The sequence below is a fragment of the Streptomyces sp. NPDC049954 genome, assembly GCF_040656295.1.
Lineage (GTDB): Bacteria > Actinomycetota > Actinomycetes > Streptomycetales > Streptomycetaceae > Streptomyces.
Genome location: NZ_JBFALS010000015.1, coordinates 48367 through 65336 on the forward strand (window position 1 = coordinate 48367; position 16970 = coordinate 65336).

General features: G+C 73.6%; 16 protein-coding genes. 6 read left to right on the forward strand and 10 right to left on the reverse strand.

Annotated features, from left to right (window positions below; genetic code table 11):
- Positions 1–45: 45 nt before the first annotated feature.
- Both AB0J21_RS27945 and AB0J21_RS27950 read left to right on the forward strand, forming a co-directional pair.
- Positions 46–525 (forward strand): RNA polymerase subunit sigma-70, encoded by a 480-nt coding sequence (locus AB0J21_RS27945; RefSeq protein ID WP_363148902.1) that lies wholly within the window; start codon positions 46–48, stop codon positions 523–525.
- A 28-nt stretch (positions 526–553) separates the two neighbouring features.
- Positions 554–808 (forward strand): hypothetical protein, encoded by a 255-nt coding sequence (locus AB0J21_RS27950; RefSeq protein ID WP_363148903.1) that lies wholly within the window; start codon positions 554–556, stop codon positions 806–808.
- A gap of 132 nt (positions 809–940) precedes the next feature.
- On the opposite strand, the gene AB0J21_RS27955 is transcribed toward AB0J21_RS27950, so the two are convergent.
- Positions 941–2104 carry a cystathionine gamma-synthase gene (locus AB0J21_RS27955; protein WP_363148904.1) on the reverse strand — a complete coding sequence of 388 codons (1164 nt, stop codon included), beginning with the start codon at positions 2102–2104 and terminating at the stop codon, positions 941–943.
- A gap of 76 nt (positions 2105–2180) precedes the next feature.
- Between AB0J21_RS27955 and AB0J21_RS27960 the strand changes: the two genes are divergently transcribed.
- Together AB0J21_RS27960 and AB0J21_RS27965 are read left to right on the forward strand one after the other, a co-directional pair.
- Positions 2181–3287 carry a hypothetical protein gene (locus tag AB0J21_RS27960; RefSeq protein WP_363148905.1) on the forward strand — a complete coding sequence of 369 codons (1107 nt, stop codon included), beginning with the start codon at positions 2181–2183 and terminating at the stop codon, positions 3285–3287.
- 165 nt (positions 3288–3452) lie between these two features.
- Positions 3453–4412: an SDR family NAD(P)-dependent oxidoreductase gene (locus AB0J21_RS27965; protein ID WP_363148906.1), complete on the forward strand. Its 960-nt coding sequence runs from the start codon at positions 3453–3455 to the stop codon at positions 4410–4412.
- A 19-nt stretch (positions 4413–4431) separates the two neighbouring features.
- Here AB0J21_RS27965 and AB0J21_RS27970 read toward each other — a convergent pair whose 3' ends face one another.
- Both AB0J21_RS27970 and AB0J21_RS27975 read right to left on the reverse strand, forming a co-directional pair.
- Entirely contained in the window at positions 4432–4785 is a 354-nt protein-coding gene (locus AB0J21_RS27970) for a DUF1330 domain-containing protein (protein WP_363148907.1), read from the reverse strand.
- Between the two features lie 156 nt (positions 4786–4941).
- Complete coding sequence (locus AB0J21_RS27975; RefSeq protein WP_363148908.1) at positions 4942–5991, reverse strand: NAD(P)-dependent alcohol dehydrogenase; 1050 nt, start codon at positions 5989–5991, stop codon at positions 4942–4944.
- Between the two features lie 227 nt (positions 5992–6218).
- Here AB0J21_RS27975 and AB0J21_RS27980 point away from each other — a divergent pair, with 227 nt between their 5' ends.
- On the forward strand, positions 6219–7232 hold the full coding sequence (locus AB0J21_RS27980) for a helix-turn-helix transcriptional regulator (protein ID WP_363148909.1): 1014 nt from the start codon (positions 6219–6221) through the stop codon (positions 7230–7232).
- Positions 7233–7355: 123 nt separating this feature from the next.
- On the opposite strand, the gene AB0J21_RS27985 is transcribed toward AB0J21_RS27980, so the two are convergent.
- From AB0J21_RS27985 to AB0J21_RS27995, 3 genes are all read right to left on the reverse strand, one after another.
- Positions 7356–8039 carry an ABC transporter ATP-binding protein gene (locus AB0J21_RS27985; protein WP_363148910.1) on the reverse strand — a complete coding sequence of 228 codons (684 nt, stop codon included), beginning with the start codon at positions 8037–8039 and terminating at the stop codon, positions 7356–7358.
- Between the two features lie 52 nt (positions 8040–8091).
- Complete coding sequence (locus AB0J21_RS27990; protein ID WP_363148911.1) at positions 8092–9591, reverse strand: ABC transporter permease; 1500 nt, start codon at positions 9589–9591, stop codon at positions 8092–8094.
- Positions 9592–9740: 149 nt separating this feature from the next.
- Positions 9741–10994 (reverse strand): Ig-like domain-containing protein, encoded by a 1254-nt coding sequence (locus AB0J21_RS27995; protein WP_363149018.1) that lies wholly within the window; start codon positions 10992–10994, stop codon positions 9741–9743.
- A 413-nt stretch (positions 10995–11407) separates the two neighbouring features.
- On the opposite strand from AB0J21_RS27995, the gene AB0J21_RS28000 reads away from it, so the two are divergent.
- Positions 11408–11767, forward strand: coding sequence for a hypothetical protein (locus AB0J21_RS28000; RefSeq protein ID WP_363148912.1), 360 nt, complete (start codon positions 11408–11410; stop codon positions 11765–11767).
- 54 nt (positions 11768–11821) lie between these two features.
- Here the strand turns inward: AB0J21_RS28000 and hutH are convergent, their stop codons facing one another.
- The 4 genes from hutH to AB0J21_RS28020 all read right to left on the reverse strand — a co-directional run bounded on the left by hutH (position 11822) and on the right by AB0J21_RS28020 (position 16945).
- Positions 11822–13381: a histidine ammonia-lyase gene (hutH, locus tag AB0J21_RS28005; protein WP_363149019.1), complete on the reverse strand. Its 1560-nt coding sequence runs from the start codon at positions 13379–13381 to the stop codon at positions 11822–11824.
- A 91-nt stretch (positions 13382–13472) separates the two neighbouring features.
- Positions 13473–14627, reverse strand: coding sequence for a GGDEF domain-containing protein (locus AB0J21_RS28010; RefSeq protein WP_363148913.1), 1155 nt, complete (start codon positions 14625–14627; stop codon positions 13473–13475).
- 61 nt (positions 14628–14688) lie between these two features.
- Entirely contained in the window at positions 14689–15489 is an 801-nt protein-coding gene (locus AB0J21_RS28015; protein ID WP_363148914.1) for an enoyl-CoA hydratase-related protein, read from the reverse strand.
- A gap of 97 nt (positions 15490–15586) precedes the next feature.
- On the reverse strand, positions 15587–16945 hold the full coding sequence (locus tag AB0J21_RS28020; protein WP_363149020.1) for an adenylate/guanylate cyclase domain-containing protein: 1359 nt from the start codon (positions 16943–16945) through the stop codon (positions 15587–15589).
- Positions 16946–16970 lie beyond the last annotated feature (25 nt).

The window sequence follows — 16970 nt, forward strand, 5'->3', positions numbered from 1 at the left end:
CTTCTGATGAGATCCGGTCGGGTCTCCGGAGGGCGGGGGGCGAGGGTGCGCGGGAGTGGTTCCATCCAGCGGCGGCGCGCGGACCGCGAGTTCGAGGCGTACGTGGCCGGTGCCGCGCCGCGTCTGCTGCGTACCGCGGCCCTGTTGACGACGGAACCGCCCGGGGCCGCCCCGCTGGCCGGCCGGCTGCTCGAACTGTCCCTGGCGCGCACGTACGCCGCGTGGGAGCGGCTGCGCCGGGGTGAGGACCCGTACGAGCACACGCGCAGCGATCTGGCGCTGCGCTTCGCGCGCTCCGCCTGGCGTCATCGCGCCCCGCGCGGCGGCCCGTTGTCCGCGCTGGAGCCGCGCGCCCGGCTCGTCCTCGTCCTGCGCCTGTACGAGGGGGTGGCGGCGGAGCAGATCGCGGCACTCCTCGCGCTGCCCGGGGACCGGGTCGAGGCGGTGTGCGCGGGGGCGGTCCACACGCTGCTGCACCCGCCGAGGGCGGACGGCGCCCGGCACGTGGGGCCGGTCGCCTCGTGAGCGCGCGGCGGCGGGGCGGGGGCGCCGGGTGAACCTTCCGGAGCGCAAGGAGGCGCGGGCGCGAGCCCTGTTGGAGGCGGCCGCGTCGCCGCCGGTGCCGGCGGGGCTGGCCGGGCGGGCGCTGCGGCGCGGCCGGCGGATCGCGCGCCGTCGGCGGCGGCTGCGCCGGGCGGGCTGGTGCGCGCTGGGCGTGGCGGTCGCCGTGTTCACGGTGTGGGCGGTGGTGGCGAGGCCGTGGGTGGAGCCGCCGACGGTGACGACTCCACCCCTTCAGTACTGGTGAGGTCAGTACTGCTTCAGTACTGGTGAGGTCAGTACTGCCGAGGGACCCGCGGGCCCCTCAGGTCTTCGCGGTCCGGCCGAAGGTGGCCCGGCCGAAGGTGGCCCGGCCGGGAGCGGTTCAGCCGGGGCCGGTTCAGCCTAGGGCCTCGCGCAGGTCGGCGATCAGGTCGTCGGCGGACTCGATGCCGACGGACAGCCGGACGAGGTCGGCGGGGACCTCCAGCGGGGAGCCGGCGGCCGAGGCGTGCGTCATGCGGCCGGGGTGCTCCAGCAGGGACTCGACGCCGCCGAGGGACTCGCCGAGGGTGAACAGCCTGGCGCGGTCGCACACCGCGACGGCCGCCTCCTCGCCGCCCGCGACCTGGAAGGACACCATGCCGCCGAAGGCCCGCATCTGCTTGGCGGCGGTCTCGTGGCCGGGGTGCTCCGGCAGCCCTGGGTAGAGCACGCGGGTCACCTTGGGGTGCCGGGTGAGCATGTCGGCGACGCGGCCGGCGTTCTCGCTGTGCCGGTCCATGCGTACGGCGAGGGTCTTGATGCCGCGCAGCACGAGCCAGGCGTCGAAGGGGCCCGCGACGGCGCCCATGGCGTTCTGGTGGTACGTCAGTTCCTCGCCGAGCGCCTCGTCGGAGGTGACGAGGGCGCCGCCGACGACGTCGGAGTGGCCGCCCATGTACTTGGTCGTGGAGTGCACGACGACGTCGGCGCCGAGGGCGAGCGGCTGCTGGAGGTAGGGGCTCGCGAAGGTGTTGTCGACGACGAGGCGGATTCCGGCGGACCGGGCGACCTCGGCGAGGGCGGTGATGTCGCTGATGCCGAGCAGCGGGTTGGAGGGCGTCTCGACCCAGATGGCCTTCGTCCGGCCGGTGAGCGCGGCGCGCACGGCTCGCGGGTCGGAGGTGTCGGCGACGGAGAAGTCGACGCCCCAGCGGCTGATCACTTTCGCGAACAGCCGGAAGGTGCCGCCGTAGGCGTCGTCGGGGATGACGACGTGGTCGCCGGGGCTGAGCAGGGTGCGCAGCAGGCAGTCCTCGGCCGCGAGTCCCGACGCGAAGGCGAGGCCGCGCCGGCCGCCCTCCAGCGCCGCGAGGTTCTCCTCCAGGGCGCTGCGGGTGGGGTTGGCGCTGCGGCTGTACTCGTAGCCGCCCCGCAGCCCGCCCACGCCGTCCTGTTTGTACGTCGACACCTGGTAGATCGGCGGGACGACGGCGCCGGTGAGGGGGTCCGCGGTGTTGCCCGCGTGGATCGCGAGGGTCTCGAAGTTGTCGAACGCGTCGACGGGGTGCCTGTCGGTCATGGGCCCCGAGCGTAGTGCCCCGGCGAAGGTGGCCGGGGTTCGCCAGAACGTGTGCGCGTCTGGTTCGCTTGTCCGTATGGAGATTCTGTGGGTCCTGTTGGGTGTCGTCCTGATCGGCGCCGTGCTCGTGCCGCTGCTGCGGCGGGGCGCCGGCGGCGGCATCCGGCAGGTGCTGCCGGGCTCCCCCGACGCGGCGGACCCCGCCGAGTACGGGTTCATCCGTCAGGAGGACCTGGACGTACGTATGCCCGGGGCGGACCAGGACCTGCTGGACGTCCTGGAGGTCGTGCAGCACACGCGGGAGTGGCGGGCGGCCGCTCAGTTGCTCGCGGGCACCGACAAGCACGGTGAGGCGCGCTGGCAGCGGGTGCAGTCCTTCGCGGGGGCGGCCTCGCTGGAGCTGGCGCGAAGGCCCGGGGAGGGCGGCGGCTGGCTGCGGCGCTGGCGCGCCGAGGCGCCGAAGGACGCCGGGGGCGCCGCCGTGCACGCCGAGTTCCTGGTGCAGCAGGCGTGGCGGACCTCGACGCCCGGTTCGGACGAGTTCCGGATCATCCTGGAGGAGGCGCGCGCGGCGAGCGGGCAGGCGGCGCTGCTGGCCCCGGGCGATCCGGTGCCGTACGTCACGGAGCTGACGGTCGCGCGGGGCCTGGGCGTCCCGCACGAGGAGTTCGAGCAGATCTGGCTGAAGATCCTGGACCGGGCCCCGGCCCACATGGGCGCGCATCTGGCGGCGCTCCAGTACTGGTGCGAGAAGTGGCACGGCTCCGCCGACCTCGCCGACTCCTTCGCGCAGGCCGCCGCCGCCCGCGCCCCGCGCGGCTCACTGCTGGCCGCACTGCCCCTGTTCTCGCTCTACGAGCACCTGCCCGAGGTCCCGATGGTCCGCGACTTCTACGGCACGGCCGTCGTCTCCCGCGCGATCGAGGGCGCCCTGTACGCGGTCCACCAGGCGCGCGCCGACGACCCGGTCCTGCCCCTGGTCCGCCATCTCCTGCTGATGTTCCTGGTGCGGGCGCAGCGCTGGGGCGAGGCGATGCAGCAGATCGTCCACGTCGACGGCTACGTGGGCGCCCTGCCGTGGACGGCGAACGAGGACCCGGCGGCCGAGTACGCGGTCTACCGCGCGCTGGCCGTGGCCGGCTACGAGGCGAACGGCGGCAGCCCGGCGACGCTTTCGCAGTGAGCCCCCGGGTTCCGGCCCGTCCGCTGCGGTGGGGACCCGCGCGCCGGGCCGTCGCGGGTGCGGGGACTGTGCCTCCGCCTCGCATAACGTGCTGTCCGCCCGTATCGCCCGCTCGCCCCTCAGGACACCCCACACGCACCACGCCACCGGAAGGCGGATTTCCCGATGTTCTCGTCGACGCTTCCTCTCCCCGTCCCCGCCCCGCCGCTCACCACGCCCTTCGGTTTCGCCTCGACCGCCGAGGACGTGATCGAGGGGATCGACCTGAGTGGGCGCCGGGCCGTCGTGACCGGGGGTGCTTCCGGGATCGGGGTCGAGACGGCCCGGGTCCTCGCGTCGGCGGGGGCCGAGGTGACGCTCGCCGTGCGTGACGCCGAGGCCGGGCGGAAGGCAGCGGCCACGATCGGCGGGCGGCTGGGGAAGGACTCGGCCGGTTCGGTGCGGGTCGCTCCGCTGGACCTCGCCGACCGGGCCTCGGTGCGCGCGTTCGCCGAGTCCTGGACGGGGCCGCTGCATCTGCTGGTCAACAACGCGGGCGTCATGGCGTCCCCGGAGACCCGCACCGCCGAGGGCTGGGAGTTGCAGTTCGCGACGAACCACCTCGGGCACTTCGGGCTCGCGACCGGGCTGCACAGGGCGCTCGCGGCGGCGCACGGGGCGCGGATCGTGTCGGTCGCCTCCAACGCGAGCCTGCTGTCCCCCGTCGTCTTCGACGATCCGCACTTCCTGTTCCGGCCCTACGACCCGTGGCTGGCCTACGCGCAGTCGAAGACCGCGAACATCCTGTTCGCCGTCGAGGCGAGCCGCCGCTGGGCCGGGGACGGTGTCTTCGCGAACTCCCTCAACCCCGGTGCCATCGCGACCAACCTCCAGCGGCACGTCGGCAACCGGCTGACGACGCCGCCCGAGCGGCAGAAGTCGGTGGCGCAGGGCGCGGCGACCTCCGTGCTGCTGGCCACCTCGCCGGTCCTGGAGGGGCTGGGCGGCCGCTACTTCGAGGACGGCGAGGAGGCGCCCGTCGTGCACCGCCGTCCGGAGGGGTTCGGCGGGGTCGCCGCGTACGCCGTGTCCCCGGTGAACGCGACGCGCCTGTGGGAGCTTTCCCGGGAGCTGCTGGACTCGTGAGCCGTGGGGCGGGGCCCGTTCAGGTGCGCGCGGCGGCCTCCGTCCGCTCCCGCATCCTCCGGGCCGTCTCGCGCGGGTCGTAGTCCTCGGGCACGCCCCGGACGAGGATCGTGTCGCCGTCCAGGTGGCGGGTGCGCAGCGGGAGCAGCGCGCGGTAGGCCGGGGAGCCGTACCAGGCGCGGGCCTGCTCCAAGCCGGGGAAGGCGACGACGACGGTGCCGGGCCAGCTCCCCTCCAGCGTCTCGACCTCCGCGCCGTGCACGAGGAAGCGGCCCTCGTAGGGGTCCAGGGTGTCCTGGATGCGCTCGATGTACGTGACGACGTCGGCGTGCGGCTCGCCGGGGCGCAGGTGGGCCAGGGCGTACGCGGTCATGGCGGTGCCTCCCTGAAGGGGCGGGGTACGGGTTCGGGGTGCCCCCGCCGTGTGTGGCGGGGACACCCCGATCCTTCCGGGCGGCGCGGTACGGGTCGATTACCTCACGGGTAATCACTGGTCATCACGGGTGAGGGGCCGCCGCTCGCCGGTCGCTCAGATCGTCGCCGTGTCGATGACGAAGCGGTAGCGCACGTCGCTGGCCTGGACCCGCTCGTACGCCTCGTTGATCTGCTGCGCGCCGATGAGTTCGATCTCCGCGCCGATCCGGTGCTCCGCGCAGAAGTCCAGCATCTCCTGGGTCTCGGCGATCCCGCCGATGGCGGAGCCGGCCAGCGTCTTGCGGCCGGCGATGAGGGAGAACATGTTGACGGAGTTCGGCTCCTCGGGGGCGCCGACGTTGACGAAGGCCCCGTCGACCTTCAGCAGCGCCAGGTAGGCGTCCATCGGCAGCGGGGCGGAGACCGTGGACACGATCAGGTCGAACCGGGCGCGCAGGTCCGTGAAGGTGGCCTCGTCGCTGGTCGCGTAGTAGTGGTCGGCGCCCAGGCGCAGCCCGTCGTCCTTCTTGCGCAGCGACTGGCTGAGGACGGTGACCTCGGCGCCCATGGCGTGGGCGATCTTGACGGCCATGTGCCCGAGCCCGCCGAGGCCGATCACCGCGACCTTCTTGCCGGGGCCCGCGTTCCAGTGCCGCAGCGGGGAGTACGTGGTGATCCCGGCGCACAGCAGCGGGGCCGCCTCGTCGAGGCCGAGGCCCTCGGGGATGCGCACGGCGTAGTTCTCGTCGACGACGAGGTGCGTGGAGTAGCCGCCGTAGGTGGGGTCGCCGTTCTTGTCGCGGCCGTTGTACGTCGCGGTGGAGCCGTTCACGCAGTACTGCTCCAGGCCCTGCTCGCAGTACTCGCACTCACGGCAGGAGTCGACGAAGCAGCCGACGCCGACGTGGTCGCCCACGGAGTACTTCGTCACACCGGGGCCGACCTCGCTGACCACTCCGGCTATCTCGTGGCCGGGGACCATCGGGAAGATGCCGGTGCCCCAGCCCTCCTGGACCTGGTGGATGTCGGAGTGGCAGATGCCGGCGTACTTGATGTCGATGAGGACGTCGTGCTCGCCGACCGGGCGGCGCGCGATGGTGGTGCGCTCCAGGGGGGCCTTGGGCGCGGGGGCGGCGTAGGCGGGGACGGCGGTGGGGCTGGTCATGCCTGGGATGCTCCAGAGGTAGTCGGAAAGCGGGGGGGGACGGCGGATCACGCCGGTTCTCTCCTCCTCCACCTTGCCTGATCGTCCTGCGGACACCCAGATCCCCCTTGTACGTACGACTGGCGTGCGTACTACCAGCGGGGACAGGTTCCCGGCCCGGGCCGGGGAAGAGGCCGGGCGGTGCACAGGCCCCCGGGGGTTCGCGCGGCCTTCGCCATACTGGGAGGATGAGCAGCCTTCCGTCCGCGTCCGCCCCCGTCTCCCCCGCCGTCGGCCCCGGGGGCGCGCTGGACCCGAAGGCGGAGCTGAGCGAGTTCCTGCGCGGCCGCAGGGCGCGGCTCAAGCCGCAGGACGTGGGGCTGCCGGATCTGGGCCGGCACCGCAGGGTGCCCGGTCTGCGCCGGGAGGAGCTGGCGCAGCTCGCCGGGGTGTCCGTGGCGTACTACACGCGGCTGGAGCAGGGCAACGGCCGGAACGTGTCGGCCGAGGTCCTGGACGCGATCGCCCGGGCGCTGCGCCTGTCGAACGCCGAGCGGGAGCACCTGCGGCATCTGACCCGGTCCGGTTCCCACGCGAAGAAGAAGGGCCGGTTGCGGCCCCAGCTCCTGCGTCCGGCCGTCGGGACGCTGCTGGAGTCGATGGAGCTGGTCCCGGCGTACGTCATGGGCCGGCGTACGGACATCCTGGGCTGGAACCGGCTCGCGGGCGCCGTGTTCGGTTTCGGCGCGCTGCCCGAGGAGCGGCGCAACTACGCGCGGCTCGTCTTCCTGGAGCCCTCGGCGCGCACGCTGTACGCGGACTGGGAGGCGAAGGCGGCGGAGACGGTGAGCGCGCTGCGCGTGTACGCCGGCCAGTGCGTGGGCGACCCGGAGCTGTCGGTGCTGGTCGGGGACCTGTCGGTGCGCAGTGAGGACTTCCGCCAGCTGTGGGCGGCGCACGAGGTGCGGGATCTGGGGTTCGGCGAGAAGGCGCTGAACCATCCGCTGGTGGGCCCGCTCACGCTGTCGTGGGAGAGGCTGCGGCTGCCGGACGATCCGGAGCAGTCCCTGATGGTCTTCCACGCCGAACCGGGTTCGGCCTCCGCGCAGGCGCTGCGGCTGCTGTCGAGCTGGGAGCCCGGGCCGGACGCGGAGGGTACGGGAGCGGCGGACGCGGGCCTGGCGGGCACCGGAGCCGTGGAGACGGGCGTGGCGGACACGGGAGCGGGCCCGGACGCGTCGCGGGGGCACCCGGCCCGCTGAGGGCGCCCGCGCGACGCGTCCGGGCCGGGGGAACGGCGCGCCTCACCTACGTGTCCGGCCCTGGGGAACGGCGCCCTCGCGACGCGTCAGGCCCGGAGAACGGCACCCCCCGTCCGGCCCGGATCAGGCCCCCGCCTTCTCCCGCAGCGTGATCCTCCCCTTCCTGAGGGTCGCGAGGCGCGGGGCCCGGCGGGCGATGCCGCTGTCGTGGGTGACCATGACGAAGGTCAGCCCGTGTTCCTTCCAGAGCCCTTCGAGCAGTTCCATGATCTCGTCGCGCATGGACTCGTCGAGGTTGCCGGTGGGTTCGTCGGCGAGCAGCACCTTGGGGTTCTTGACGAGGGCGCGGGCGATCGCGACGCGCTGCTGCTGGCCGCCGGAGAGTTCGGAGGGCAGGTGGCCGAGGCGTTCGCCGAGGCCCACCGAGCGCAGCGCCTCGGCGGCCCGTTCGCGGCGTTCGGCGGTCTTGACCCCGAGGGGGACGAGGGCGGTCTCGACGTTCTCGTGGGCGGTGAGCGTCGGTATGAGGTTGAAGCTCTGGAAGACGAAGCCGATCGAGTCGCTGCGGACCTGGGTGAGCCGGGCCTCGCTGAGCCGCGCGAGATCGGTGCCGTCGAGTTCGACGCTGCCCGAGGTGGGCCGGTCGAGGCCGCCGAGGACCTGGAGGAGGGTGGACTTCCCGCCGCCGGTGGGGCCCTGGATGACGAGCCGGTCGCCGTCGCCGATGGTCAGGTCGACCCCGGCGAGGGCGTCGACGGTCTCCCGGCCCCTGCGGTACTGCTTGGTGACACCGCGAAGCTGATACATGCTGCTTGCTGCCTTCTGCGAAGGGGGATGAGGTGACGGTGCGCGGCGGCGGCTACTCGACGCGGCGCAGGGCGTCGGCGGGCCGCAGCCGGGAGGCGCGCCAGCCGCCGAAGGCGCCCGCGACGAGTCCCCCGGCGACCGCGAGGCCCACGGCGAGAGCGATGGTCGTCCCGGAGACGGGGGCGCTGAGCGAGATGTCGAGGGCCTTGCCCGCGGCCTGCCTGCCGGGCCCGCCGCCGAAGCCGCCGCCACCCCCGAAGCCCCCGCCGAAGCCGCCCGCGCCCCGGCCGGAGCCGGCGCCCGCGCCGAGCTGGGCGGTCAGGGTGGGGCTGACGGCGGTCACGACGTACGCGGCGAGCAGTCCGACGCCGATGCCGAGGGCCCCGCCGACGAGGCCGTTGACGACGGCTTCCCCGACGACCTGTCCGGTGACCCGGCGGCTGCGCCAGCCGAGCGCCTTGAGGGTGCCGAACTCGCGGACCCGGCGGCCCACGGCGGACACGGTGAGCAGTCCGGCGACGAGGAAGGCGGCGGCGAGCACCACGACGGACAGCCAGCGGCCGACGCTCGTGGCGAGCGAGGAGGCGGTGGACAGCGAACCGGACACGGTGTCGGCGAGGTCGGCGGAGGTGGTGACGGTCGTCCCCGTGATGTTCTTCTGGATCGCGGACTTGACGCCGTCGATCTGCTGCGAGCCGGTGGCCTTCACGTAGACGGTGGTGACCTTGTTCTTCGCGTCCGCGAGGCTCTGCGCCTTCTTCAGCGGGACGTACACGTTGGCGGCGGCGTCCCCACTGTCGGCGGTCGCGATGCCGACGACGGTGAACCTGGTGCCGTGCACGGTGAGTTTCGAGCCGACCGAGAGCTTCTTCTCCTTCGCGTAGGCGCTGTCGACGATCGCGGAGGCCGCGTCGGTCTCCTTGGCCGTGAAGCCGCGCCCCTTGGTGATCTTCGAGGAGGTCAGCGGGCCGAGCGCGGGGTGCGCGACGTCGGCGCCGTACACCGAGTAGGAGTCGACGTCGAAGCGGGCGCCGCCGCCTTCCACCCGTCCCTGGGGCTGTCCGGAGGAGCCGCCGGAGCGGCCGCCGCCGGGCCCCTGGCCGCCCTGGGCGCCCTGCTGCTGCTTGAACTCGCCGCGCTGGAAGGAGCCGTTGACCTTCATGACCTGGAGGCTGAGACCGCCGACGGCCTCGGCGACGCCGTGCTGGGCGCCGACCTGGGTGACGGCGGAGGAGGCGAGGGTCTGGAAGCCCTGGACCAGGACGCGGTCGCTGCTCTGCTCGGCGTCGTCCCCGCTGTCCTTCGCGTCGAAGTCGAAGCGCGGCCGGCCCCCGTTCTCGCCCTCCTTGGGCGGGGTGGCCGCCTTGGTGACCGTCATGTCGGTGCCGAGCCCGTACAGGGACTGGAGCACCTTGTCCTGCGCCTGGCTCATCCCGGCGGCCACCGAGTTGACGACGATGACCAGGGCGATGCCGAGCGCGAGGCCCGAGGCGACCACGAGGGCCGCCTTTCTGCGGCGGCGCAGTTCGCGCCGCAGGTAGGTGAAGAACATGCGCTGACGGTAGGGAGGACTCCTGACGGTCGGTTAAGGACCGCATAAGAGGAGCATGAGAACGTGCCGCGGACGTGCGAGAAGCGGCGGCCCCCTCGTCTCCGAGGGGGCCGCCGCTTCTGTGCCGTCGCGACCGGGGTGGAGCCGGATCAGCTGTCCGAACCGGCCTTCCACTGCGCCCAGTCGAGGTTCCAGCCGTTGAGGCCGTTGTCCGGCGGGATGGTCTTGTCGCCGGTGTTCTTGACGATCACGACGTCACCGACCATGGAGTTGTCGTAGAACCAGGCACCCGGGGTGTTCGGGTTGTTCGCCCCCTTGGCGTCCTGGATGCCGACGCAGCCGTGGCTCGTGTTGACGTTGCCGAAGATCGACGGGCTGCCCCAGTAGTTGCCGTGGATGAAGGTGCCCGAGGTCGACAGACGCATCGCGTGCGGCACGTCCTTGATGTCGTACTCGCCCTTGCCGTCGTCATCGGTGAAGCCGACGGACGCGCCGTCCATCCGGGTCTCCTTGAACTTCTCGGAGATCACCATCTGGCCCTCGTACGTCTTGTTGTCCGGGGAGCCGGCCGAGATCGGGATGGTCTTGACCGTCTTGCCGTCCCTGGTGACCTTCATGGTCTTCGTGGCGGCGTCGACGGTCGTGACCTGGTTGCGGCCGATCTTGAAGGTGACGGTCTTCTGCTGGACGCCGTAGACCCCGTCCGCGCCCTCGACCCCGTCGAGCTTGAGCTTCAGCGTCACCGTCGAGCCGGCCTGCCAGTAGTGCTCGGGCCGGAAGTCCAGGCGCTTGTCGTTGAACCAGTGCCCGACGACCTCCTGTCCCGAGGTGCTGGAGACGCTGATCCCGGACTGCACGGCCTTCTTGTCGGTGATGCCCTTGTCGAAGTTGATCGACACGGGCATGCCGACGCCGACGGTCGAGCCGTCCTCGGGGGTGAAGTTGCCGATGAAGCTGTTCTTCGGGGAGACGGTCGTGAAGGAGCCGTTCTCGTGGGCGACCCTTCCGTCCTTGTCCTTGGCGGCGGCGACGACCTTGTAGGTCGTGGACCGCTCCAGCTGCTGGGACGGCTTCCAGCTCGTCTTGTCCGAGGAGAACGTGCCGGGCACGTCCTTGCCGTCGGCCGACTTCACGGACACCGAGGTCAGGGTGCCCTGCGCGACACTCACCCGGGCGGCGTTGTTGATGCTCGCCGCCGAGCTGCCGTCCTTGGGGGTGATCTTTATTCGCGCGACGGACGCCTTCTCCGCAGCGGCCTTGTCGACCTGCGACTGCGACTTCTTGCCGCCGTCGGAGCCCGAACCCCCGTCGTCGTCACCGCCGCCACAGGCCGAGAGCACCAGCACTCCACCCAGTACGGCGGACGCCGCGGCAAGCCCCTTGCGCCGCTTGCTGACCGTCATCACACGCTTCTCCATCGTCGCCGAATCCCCTTGGTTTCCCGGGGTGCCCGGGCCGCCAGGGTCCGTTTCCGCGGCGGCCGGGCGGCCGGCACGCGGAAATCCCCCATCCCTGTCTACAGCACCCGTCCGGTTCGTCCGATTCCCCGATCTCGCGATGTGGGGAATACCACGCCCCGGAGGTCCCCCCAGGTCACTCCACCTCCTGAGACGAGGATCTCCGGTGCGCGGTTGCCGTATTCGGGATCGCGTTTCCGCACAGGGCCAGAGCAAACCGCACAAGTGCGGTTCCTGCCAAATCGGGGCAAGCCGGGATACGGGGTCCCCGGAGGGGCCGTACGGCTTTCGCGGCACGGCCCGCGGTCACTACCATCAGCCCACGCCAACCCTCCAGCGTCACAAGGGAGATCACCCACGTGTCGTCCGTCGCCCGCAGGTCCCTGCTGACCGCCACGGCCTCGGGTGCCCTGCTCGGCGCCCTCTGGTTCGTCCCCTCCGCGCACTCGGCCCCGGCCGGCGAGCGGCCCGCGTCGACCGAACTGGCCCGGACCGGGAAGGTGGCCGACTCGGCGCCCGCCCCGGCCGCCGGGGGAACCTCCGTCACACAGGCCACGCACCCGCGGACGGCCACGGGTGTCACGGGCGCCACGGAGAGTGACCGGCTGGCCGACACCGGCGGAGTGGACACGACCCCGTACCTGGTGGGCGGGCTCGCCTCGCTCGGCATCGGCGCCGGTTTCGTCCTGCACTCGGCGCGCCGCTCCCGCGCGCTGTGAACCCCGCGCCCGTGCCGCGCCCCGGCGGACGGGGCGCGGCACGGGCGGGGTGGCTCAGGCCAGCGGCCCGGTGACCGACTCGGCGGCGCGCACGACGCCGCCCTCGCGCACGAAGGCCTCGGCGGCGGCGAGGTCGGGGGCCAGGTAGCGGTCCGGCCCCGTACCGCCGACCCCGGCGGCCCGCGCGGCCTCGGTCACGGCGCGCGAGGCGGGGGCGGCGCTCAGCTCCCCGCCGGCCGTCCGCAGCTCCTGGGCCCGGGTCGCGGCGAACAGCTCGACGGCGACGACCCGCGCGAGGTTGTCGACGGCCGTCCGCAGCTTGCGCGCCGCCGACCAGCCCATCGACACGTGGTCCTCCTGCATCGCGGAGGACGGGATCGAGTCGACGGAGGCGGGGGCGGCGAGCCGCTTCATCTCGCTGACCAGGGCGGCCTGGGTGTACTGGGCGATCATGAGCCCGGAGTCGACCCCGGCGTCGTCGGCGAGGAACGGCGGCAGCCCGTGCGAGCGGTTCTTGTCGAGCAGCCGGTCGGTACGGCGCTCCGCGATCGACGCGAGGTCGGCGGCGGCGATGGCGAGGAAGTCGAGCACGTAGGCGACGGGGGCGCCGTGGAAGTTCCCGTTCGACTCCACGCGCCCTCCCTCGAAGCCGTGCGCCAGGACCACGGGGTTGTCCACGGCGGCGGCGAGTTCCCGCTCGGCGACCGTACGGGCGTGCGCGAGGGTGTCCCGTCCGGCGCCCGCGACCTGCGGGGCGCAGCGCACCGAGTAGGCGTCCTGCACGCGGGGCGCGTCGTCCTGGTGGTGCCCGGTGAGCTGGGAGCCGGCGAGCACCTTGAGCATGTTGGCGGCGCTCGCGGACTGCCCCGGGTGCGGCCGGATCGCGTGCAGTTCGGGCGCGAGCACCCGGTCGGTCCCCAGCAGCGCCTCCAGCGACAGGGCGGCCGTGACGTCGGCGGAGGTGTAGAGCCGCGCGAGGTCGTCGAGGGCCATGAGCAGCATGCCGAGCATGCCGTCGGTCCCGTTGAGGAGCGCGAGGCCCTCCTTCTCCCGCAGCTCGACGGGCTTGAGCCCGTGCGCCTCCAGCAGCTCCCCCGCCGGGTGCGTCACCCCGTCGGGTCCCTCGGCCTCGCCCTCGCCCATGAGGGCCAGGGCGCAGTGGCTGAGCGGGGCGAGGTCCCCGGAGCAGCCGAGCGAGCCGTACTCGTGGACGACGGGGGTGATCCCCGCGTTGAGCAGGTCCGCCATGGCCTGCGCGACCTCGGGCCGTACGCCGGTGTGCCCCGAGCACACCGTCTTCAGCCGCAGGAACATGAGCGCGCGCACGACCTCGCGCTCGACGCGCGGGCCCATCCCCGCGGCGTGCGAGCGCACGATGTTGCGCTGGAGCCGGGCCCGCAGGTCCGGGGCGATGTGCCGGGTGGCGAGCGCGCCGAACCCGGTGGAAACCCCGTAGACGGGTTCCGGCTTGGCCGCCAGCGCGTCGATGATCTCCCGCGCGCGGGCCACGGCGGTCAGGGCCTCGGCCCCGAGTTCGACCCGGGTGGTGCCACGGGCCACGGATACGACCTCGGCCGGGGTGACCCCGGAGGTGCCGAGCACGACAGTGTGCATATTCATATTCACGACCCTACGTAATGAATCAGCGGGAGCGTAGTCCCCACCAGCCCGTCCCGGGGGACCGTGAGGGCAAAAGAGCCGGCCGCTACTGCCTCCGCCCGCGGATGCGCCTGCGCTCCCCCGCCGCCACCTCCGCCGAGGCCACCTCGTCCGCGAGCCGCACGACCGGGTCGTCGTCGCCCTCGCGCCCCGCGACCACCGGCCACCTCGACCCGGCCGCCTTCGCCTCGTACTGCGCCGCGTCGGCCAGGCGGAACAGGCGGCGCGCGGAGCGCACCTCGCCGATCAGGTCGCCGGTCGAGGCGACCCCGCAGGCGACGCCGTCCCCGTGCTCCAGGGCGTAGGCCCGTTCGCACAGCTCCTCGGCGACCGCGACGACCTCCTCGGCGGTGGGCCCGACGCTCAGGACGCAGAACTCGTCGCCGCCCAGCCGCGCGGCCAGCGCCCCCGGCAGGCGGGCCGCGCCGCGCGAGAGGACGCAGCCGAAGCGCTCCAGGAGCTGGTCGCCCACCGCGTGCCCGTACGTGTCGTTGACCCGCTTGAGCCCGTTGAGGTCGCACACGACGAGGCTCACGACGGCGCCCTCCTCGCGGTGCCGCTCGACGGCCTCGTCCAGACGCGTGTCCACGAGGCGCCGGTTGGCGAGCCCGGTGAGCGGGTCGGTGAAGGCGAGCCGCCGCGCCTCCTCCAGGCGTTCGAGCTGGGCGAGCCCGGCGGCGACGACTGCGGCCAGGACGGTCGCGAGTTCCGCGTCGGCGTGGTCGAAGACGGGCTCGCCGGGCGCCCGCGCCACGTACAGCTCGCCCCAGGCGCGGCCGGCCAGGACGAGCGGGGCGACGACGCAGCAGCCCCGGCCCCGGCGGCGCAGCGCGGCCACCCGCTGGTGGCAGTACCCGGCCGCCGCCCCGCCCGGGGGGCCTTCGGCGGTCTCGACCCAGGCGTGCGGTTCGCCGCCGGCCACCCAGCGTTCGTGCAGGAACTCGGTGATCTCGGGGAACGCGTGGACGGGGTACGTCTCGTCCGGCGGGAACTCCTCCTCGTCCGGGGCCCGCTCCCCCGCGTTGACCAGGACCTTGAGCCGTCCCGGCGCCCGTTCCCACACGGAGAGCGCGGCGAAGTTCCCCGACAGCACCCGGCTGGCGCCTTCCGCGGCGGCGCGCCAGGTGTCCTCGGGGCTGCGCGCGGCGGCCATGGCCCGGGCCAGTTCCACCACGGCCCTCAGCCGCAGGTCGTCTCCCATGAGCCCCACTGTAGGAAGGTTGTCGCACTTACGCGGCTCGCAGGGTCACGCAGCGTCATCCTCACTCGCCGGGCCACTGCGGTTTCCGCTTCTCGTTGAAGGCGGCCACCCCTTCGGCCCGGTCGCCGGAGAAGGCCACGGAGCGCCAGGCCGCGTCCTCGACCTCCAGGCCCGCCCGCAGGTCGAGGCCCTGCCCCAGGCGCAGCGCGCGTTTGGCGGCGCGCAGCCCCACCGGGGAGTTCCCGGCGATGCGGGCGCCGAGGGCGAGCGCCTCGGCGCGGTCCTCGCCCTCGGCGACGAGCTGGTCGACCAGGCCCAGCGCCCGGGCCTCCTCGGCGGGGACCCGGCGGGCGCTGAAGACGAGTTCGGCGGCGCGGGCCGCCCCGACCCGCCTCGGCAGCAGCTGGGTGCCGCCGCCGCCCGGGATGACGCCCACGGACACCTCGGGCAGGCCCACGACCGCCGTGGCGTCGGCGACGATCAGGTCGCAGGACAGGGCGATCTCGAAGCCGCCGCCGAGCGCGAAGCCGTGCACGGCCGCGATCACCGGTACCGGGAGGTCCAGGACCGCCGTGTAGGCGGCGCGGGTGACGGGCCGCTGGCGCAGGAGTTCCGCGTCGCTGAGGCCGTTGCGTTCCTTGAGGTCGGCGCCGACGCAGAAGGCCCGTTCGGCGGTGGAGGTCAGGACGACGGCCCGTACCTCGCGGTCCTCGCCGAGCGCGGCGCAGGCGGCGGTGAGGGAGCGGGCCATCGCGGTGGACACGGCGTTCATGGCGCGGGGCCGGTCGAGGACCAGCTCGGCCACGTGCCCGTCCCGCCGTACCGCGACGTGCTCCCCGTACCGCTCCTCGCGCTCCGCCATGTCCCGACCTCCGTACGCACACCTGTGAACGACCGTTTACCGGTCGATCATGGCAGGAGAGCGGCCCCGGCCACCAGGGGCGCGGGCCGGGGGCGGCTCAGTCGCGCCGGGTCAGCAGCCAGGGTTCGACCACGCCGAGGCCGCGCACCGGGCGCTGCCACATCGGCTGGAGCGCGAACCGGTAGGCGGGCGGCTGTTCGCCCTCCTTCTCGGCCTGCGCGGCGGCCTCGGCGGCGGCCGCCTCGGACACGGGGGCCTCACCGGTGCGGGTCAGCTCCTCGGCGAAGGCGGAGTCGACGAGGATGGCGTCCTTGGGCGCTATCGAGGTGAGCCGGCTGGCGAGGTTGACGGTCGTGCCGAAGACGTCGCCCATGCGGGTCGCGACGGTGCCGAAGGCGATGCCGACGCGCAGTTCGGGCATGGTCTCGTCGCCGGCCAGGGTCTCTATGAGGCGCAGCGCGATGTCGGCGGCGGTCCCGGCGTCGTCGGCGGCGAACAGGACCTCGTCGCCGAGGGTCTTGATGAGCCGGCCGCCGCGCGCGGCGACGAGGTCGGCGGAGGTCGTCTCGAAGGCCTCGACGAGTTCGCCGACCTCCTCCTCCTCCATGCGCCGGGTCAGCCGGGTGAAGCCGACGAGGTCGGCGAAGCCGATGGCCAGGCGCCGGTCGACCATCTCGTCGTCGTCGGTGACCTGGACGACGCGGCCGGTCGCGGCGGCGAGCTGGCGCCGCCACACGTAGACGAGGAACTCCTCCAGCTCGGGCAGGAGCAGTTCCATCAGCGGGTAGGTGACCTCGGTGCGGGTCATTCCCGGCTCGGGGGGTTCGGTGAGCCCTTCGAGGAAGGAGTCGATCTGCCACTCGGCGAGCCGCGCGGTGGTCTGCCCGGTGGAGCGCGCGACCTGGACGGCCATGGCCTCGCTGAGCAGTCCCGCCTCGACCAGACCGGCGAGGCGGCGCAGGGCGAGCACGTCGGCCTCGGTGAGCGCCTTGGCCTGGCCGATGTCGGCGAAGCCCATGGCCCGCCAGAACCGGGAGGCCAGCTCCATGGAGACACCGGCGGTGCGGGCGGCCTGGAAGGGGGTGTAGCGGCGTTCGGCGCCGAGGATGAGCTGTTCGAGGCGCAGGGCGAGCGGATCGTCCTCGGGGGGTTCGGGGACGCGGTGCGCGCCGGGGGCCGTGGTGCCCGCCTCGGCGCGGTCCACCGCCCGGTCGCCGGTCCATTCGCCGAGGGTCCGGGACGTGGAGCGCGCGGGTGGCTCCGGGGCCCCTTCGTCCTCGTCCTCCTCGGCGCCCGTGCCGCCGTGCCCGGCCGCGTCGGAGGGGCCGGAGCGGGGACTGGGATCGCCGGTGTCGGCTTCGGCCGCGGCCGGGGTGGGCGAGGTGGACTCCGTACGGCTCTCGCCGCCGGAGGCGGGGGACGTGCCCGCACCTGAGCCCGAGTCGTCGACGGTCACTGCCTGCGCCCTTCCCATCTGTCGC

Bases quoted from the DNA above. Each gene is read 5' to 3' on its own strand.
- AB0J21_RS27955 (WP_363148904.1), bottom strand. From the start codon at position 2,104: ATGACCGACAGGCACCCCGTCGACGCGTTCGACAACTTCGAGACCCTC.
- AB0J21_RS27960 (WP_363148905.1), top strand. From the start codon at position 2,181: ATGGAGATTCTGTGGGTCCTGTTGGGTGTCGTCCTGATCGGCGCCGTG.
- AB0J21_RS27965 (WP_363148906.1), top strand. From the start codon at position 3,453: ATGTTCTCGTCGACGCTTCCTCTCCCCGTCCCCGCCCCGCCGCTCACC.
- AB0J21_RS27970 (WP_363148907.1), bottom strand. From the start codon at position 4,785: ATGACCGCGTACGCCCTGGCCCACCTGCGCCCCGGCGAGCCGCACGCC.
- AB0J21_RS27975 (WP_363148908.1), bottom strand. From the start codon at position 5,991: ATGACCAGCCCCACCGCCGTCCCCGCCTACGCCGCCCCCGCGCCCAAG.
- AB0J21_RS27980 (WP_363148909.1), top strand. From the start codon at position 6,219: ATGAGCAGCCTTCCGTCCGCGTCCGCCCCCGTCTCCCCCGCCGTCGGC.
- AB0J21_RS27985 (WP_363148910.1), bottom strand. From the start codon at position 8,039: ATGTATCAGCTTCGCGGTGTCACCAAGCAGTACCGCAGGGGCCGGGAG.
- AB0J21_RS27990 (WP_363148911.1), bottom strand. From the start codon at position 9,591: ATGTTCTTCACCTACCTGCGGCGCGAACTGCGCCGCCGCAGAAAGGCG.
- AB0J21_RS27995 (WP_363149018.1), bottom strand. From the start codon at position 10,994: ATGACGGTCAGCAAGCGGCGCAAGGGGCTTGCCGCGGCGTCCGCCGTA.
- hutH (WP_363149019.1), bottom strand. From the start codon at position 13,381: ATGCACACTGTCGTGCTCGGCACCTCCGGGGTCACCCCGGCCGAGGTC.
- AB0J21_RS28010 (WP_363148913.1), bottom strand. From the start codon at position 14,627: ATGGGAGACGACCTGCGGCTGAGGGCCGTGGTGGAACTGGCCCGGGCC.
- AB0J21_RS28015 (WP_363148914.1), bottom strand. From the start codon at position 15,489: ATGGCGGAGCGCGAGGAGCGGTACGGGGAGCACGTCGCGGTACGGCGG.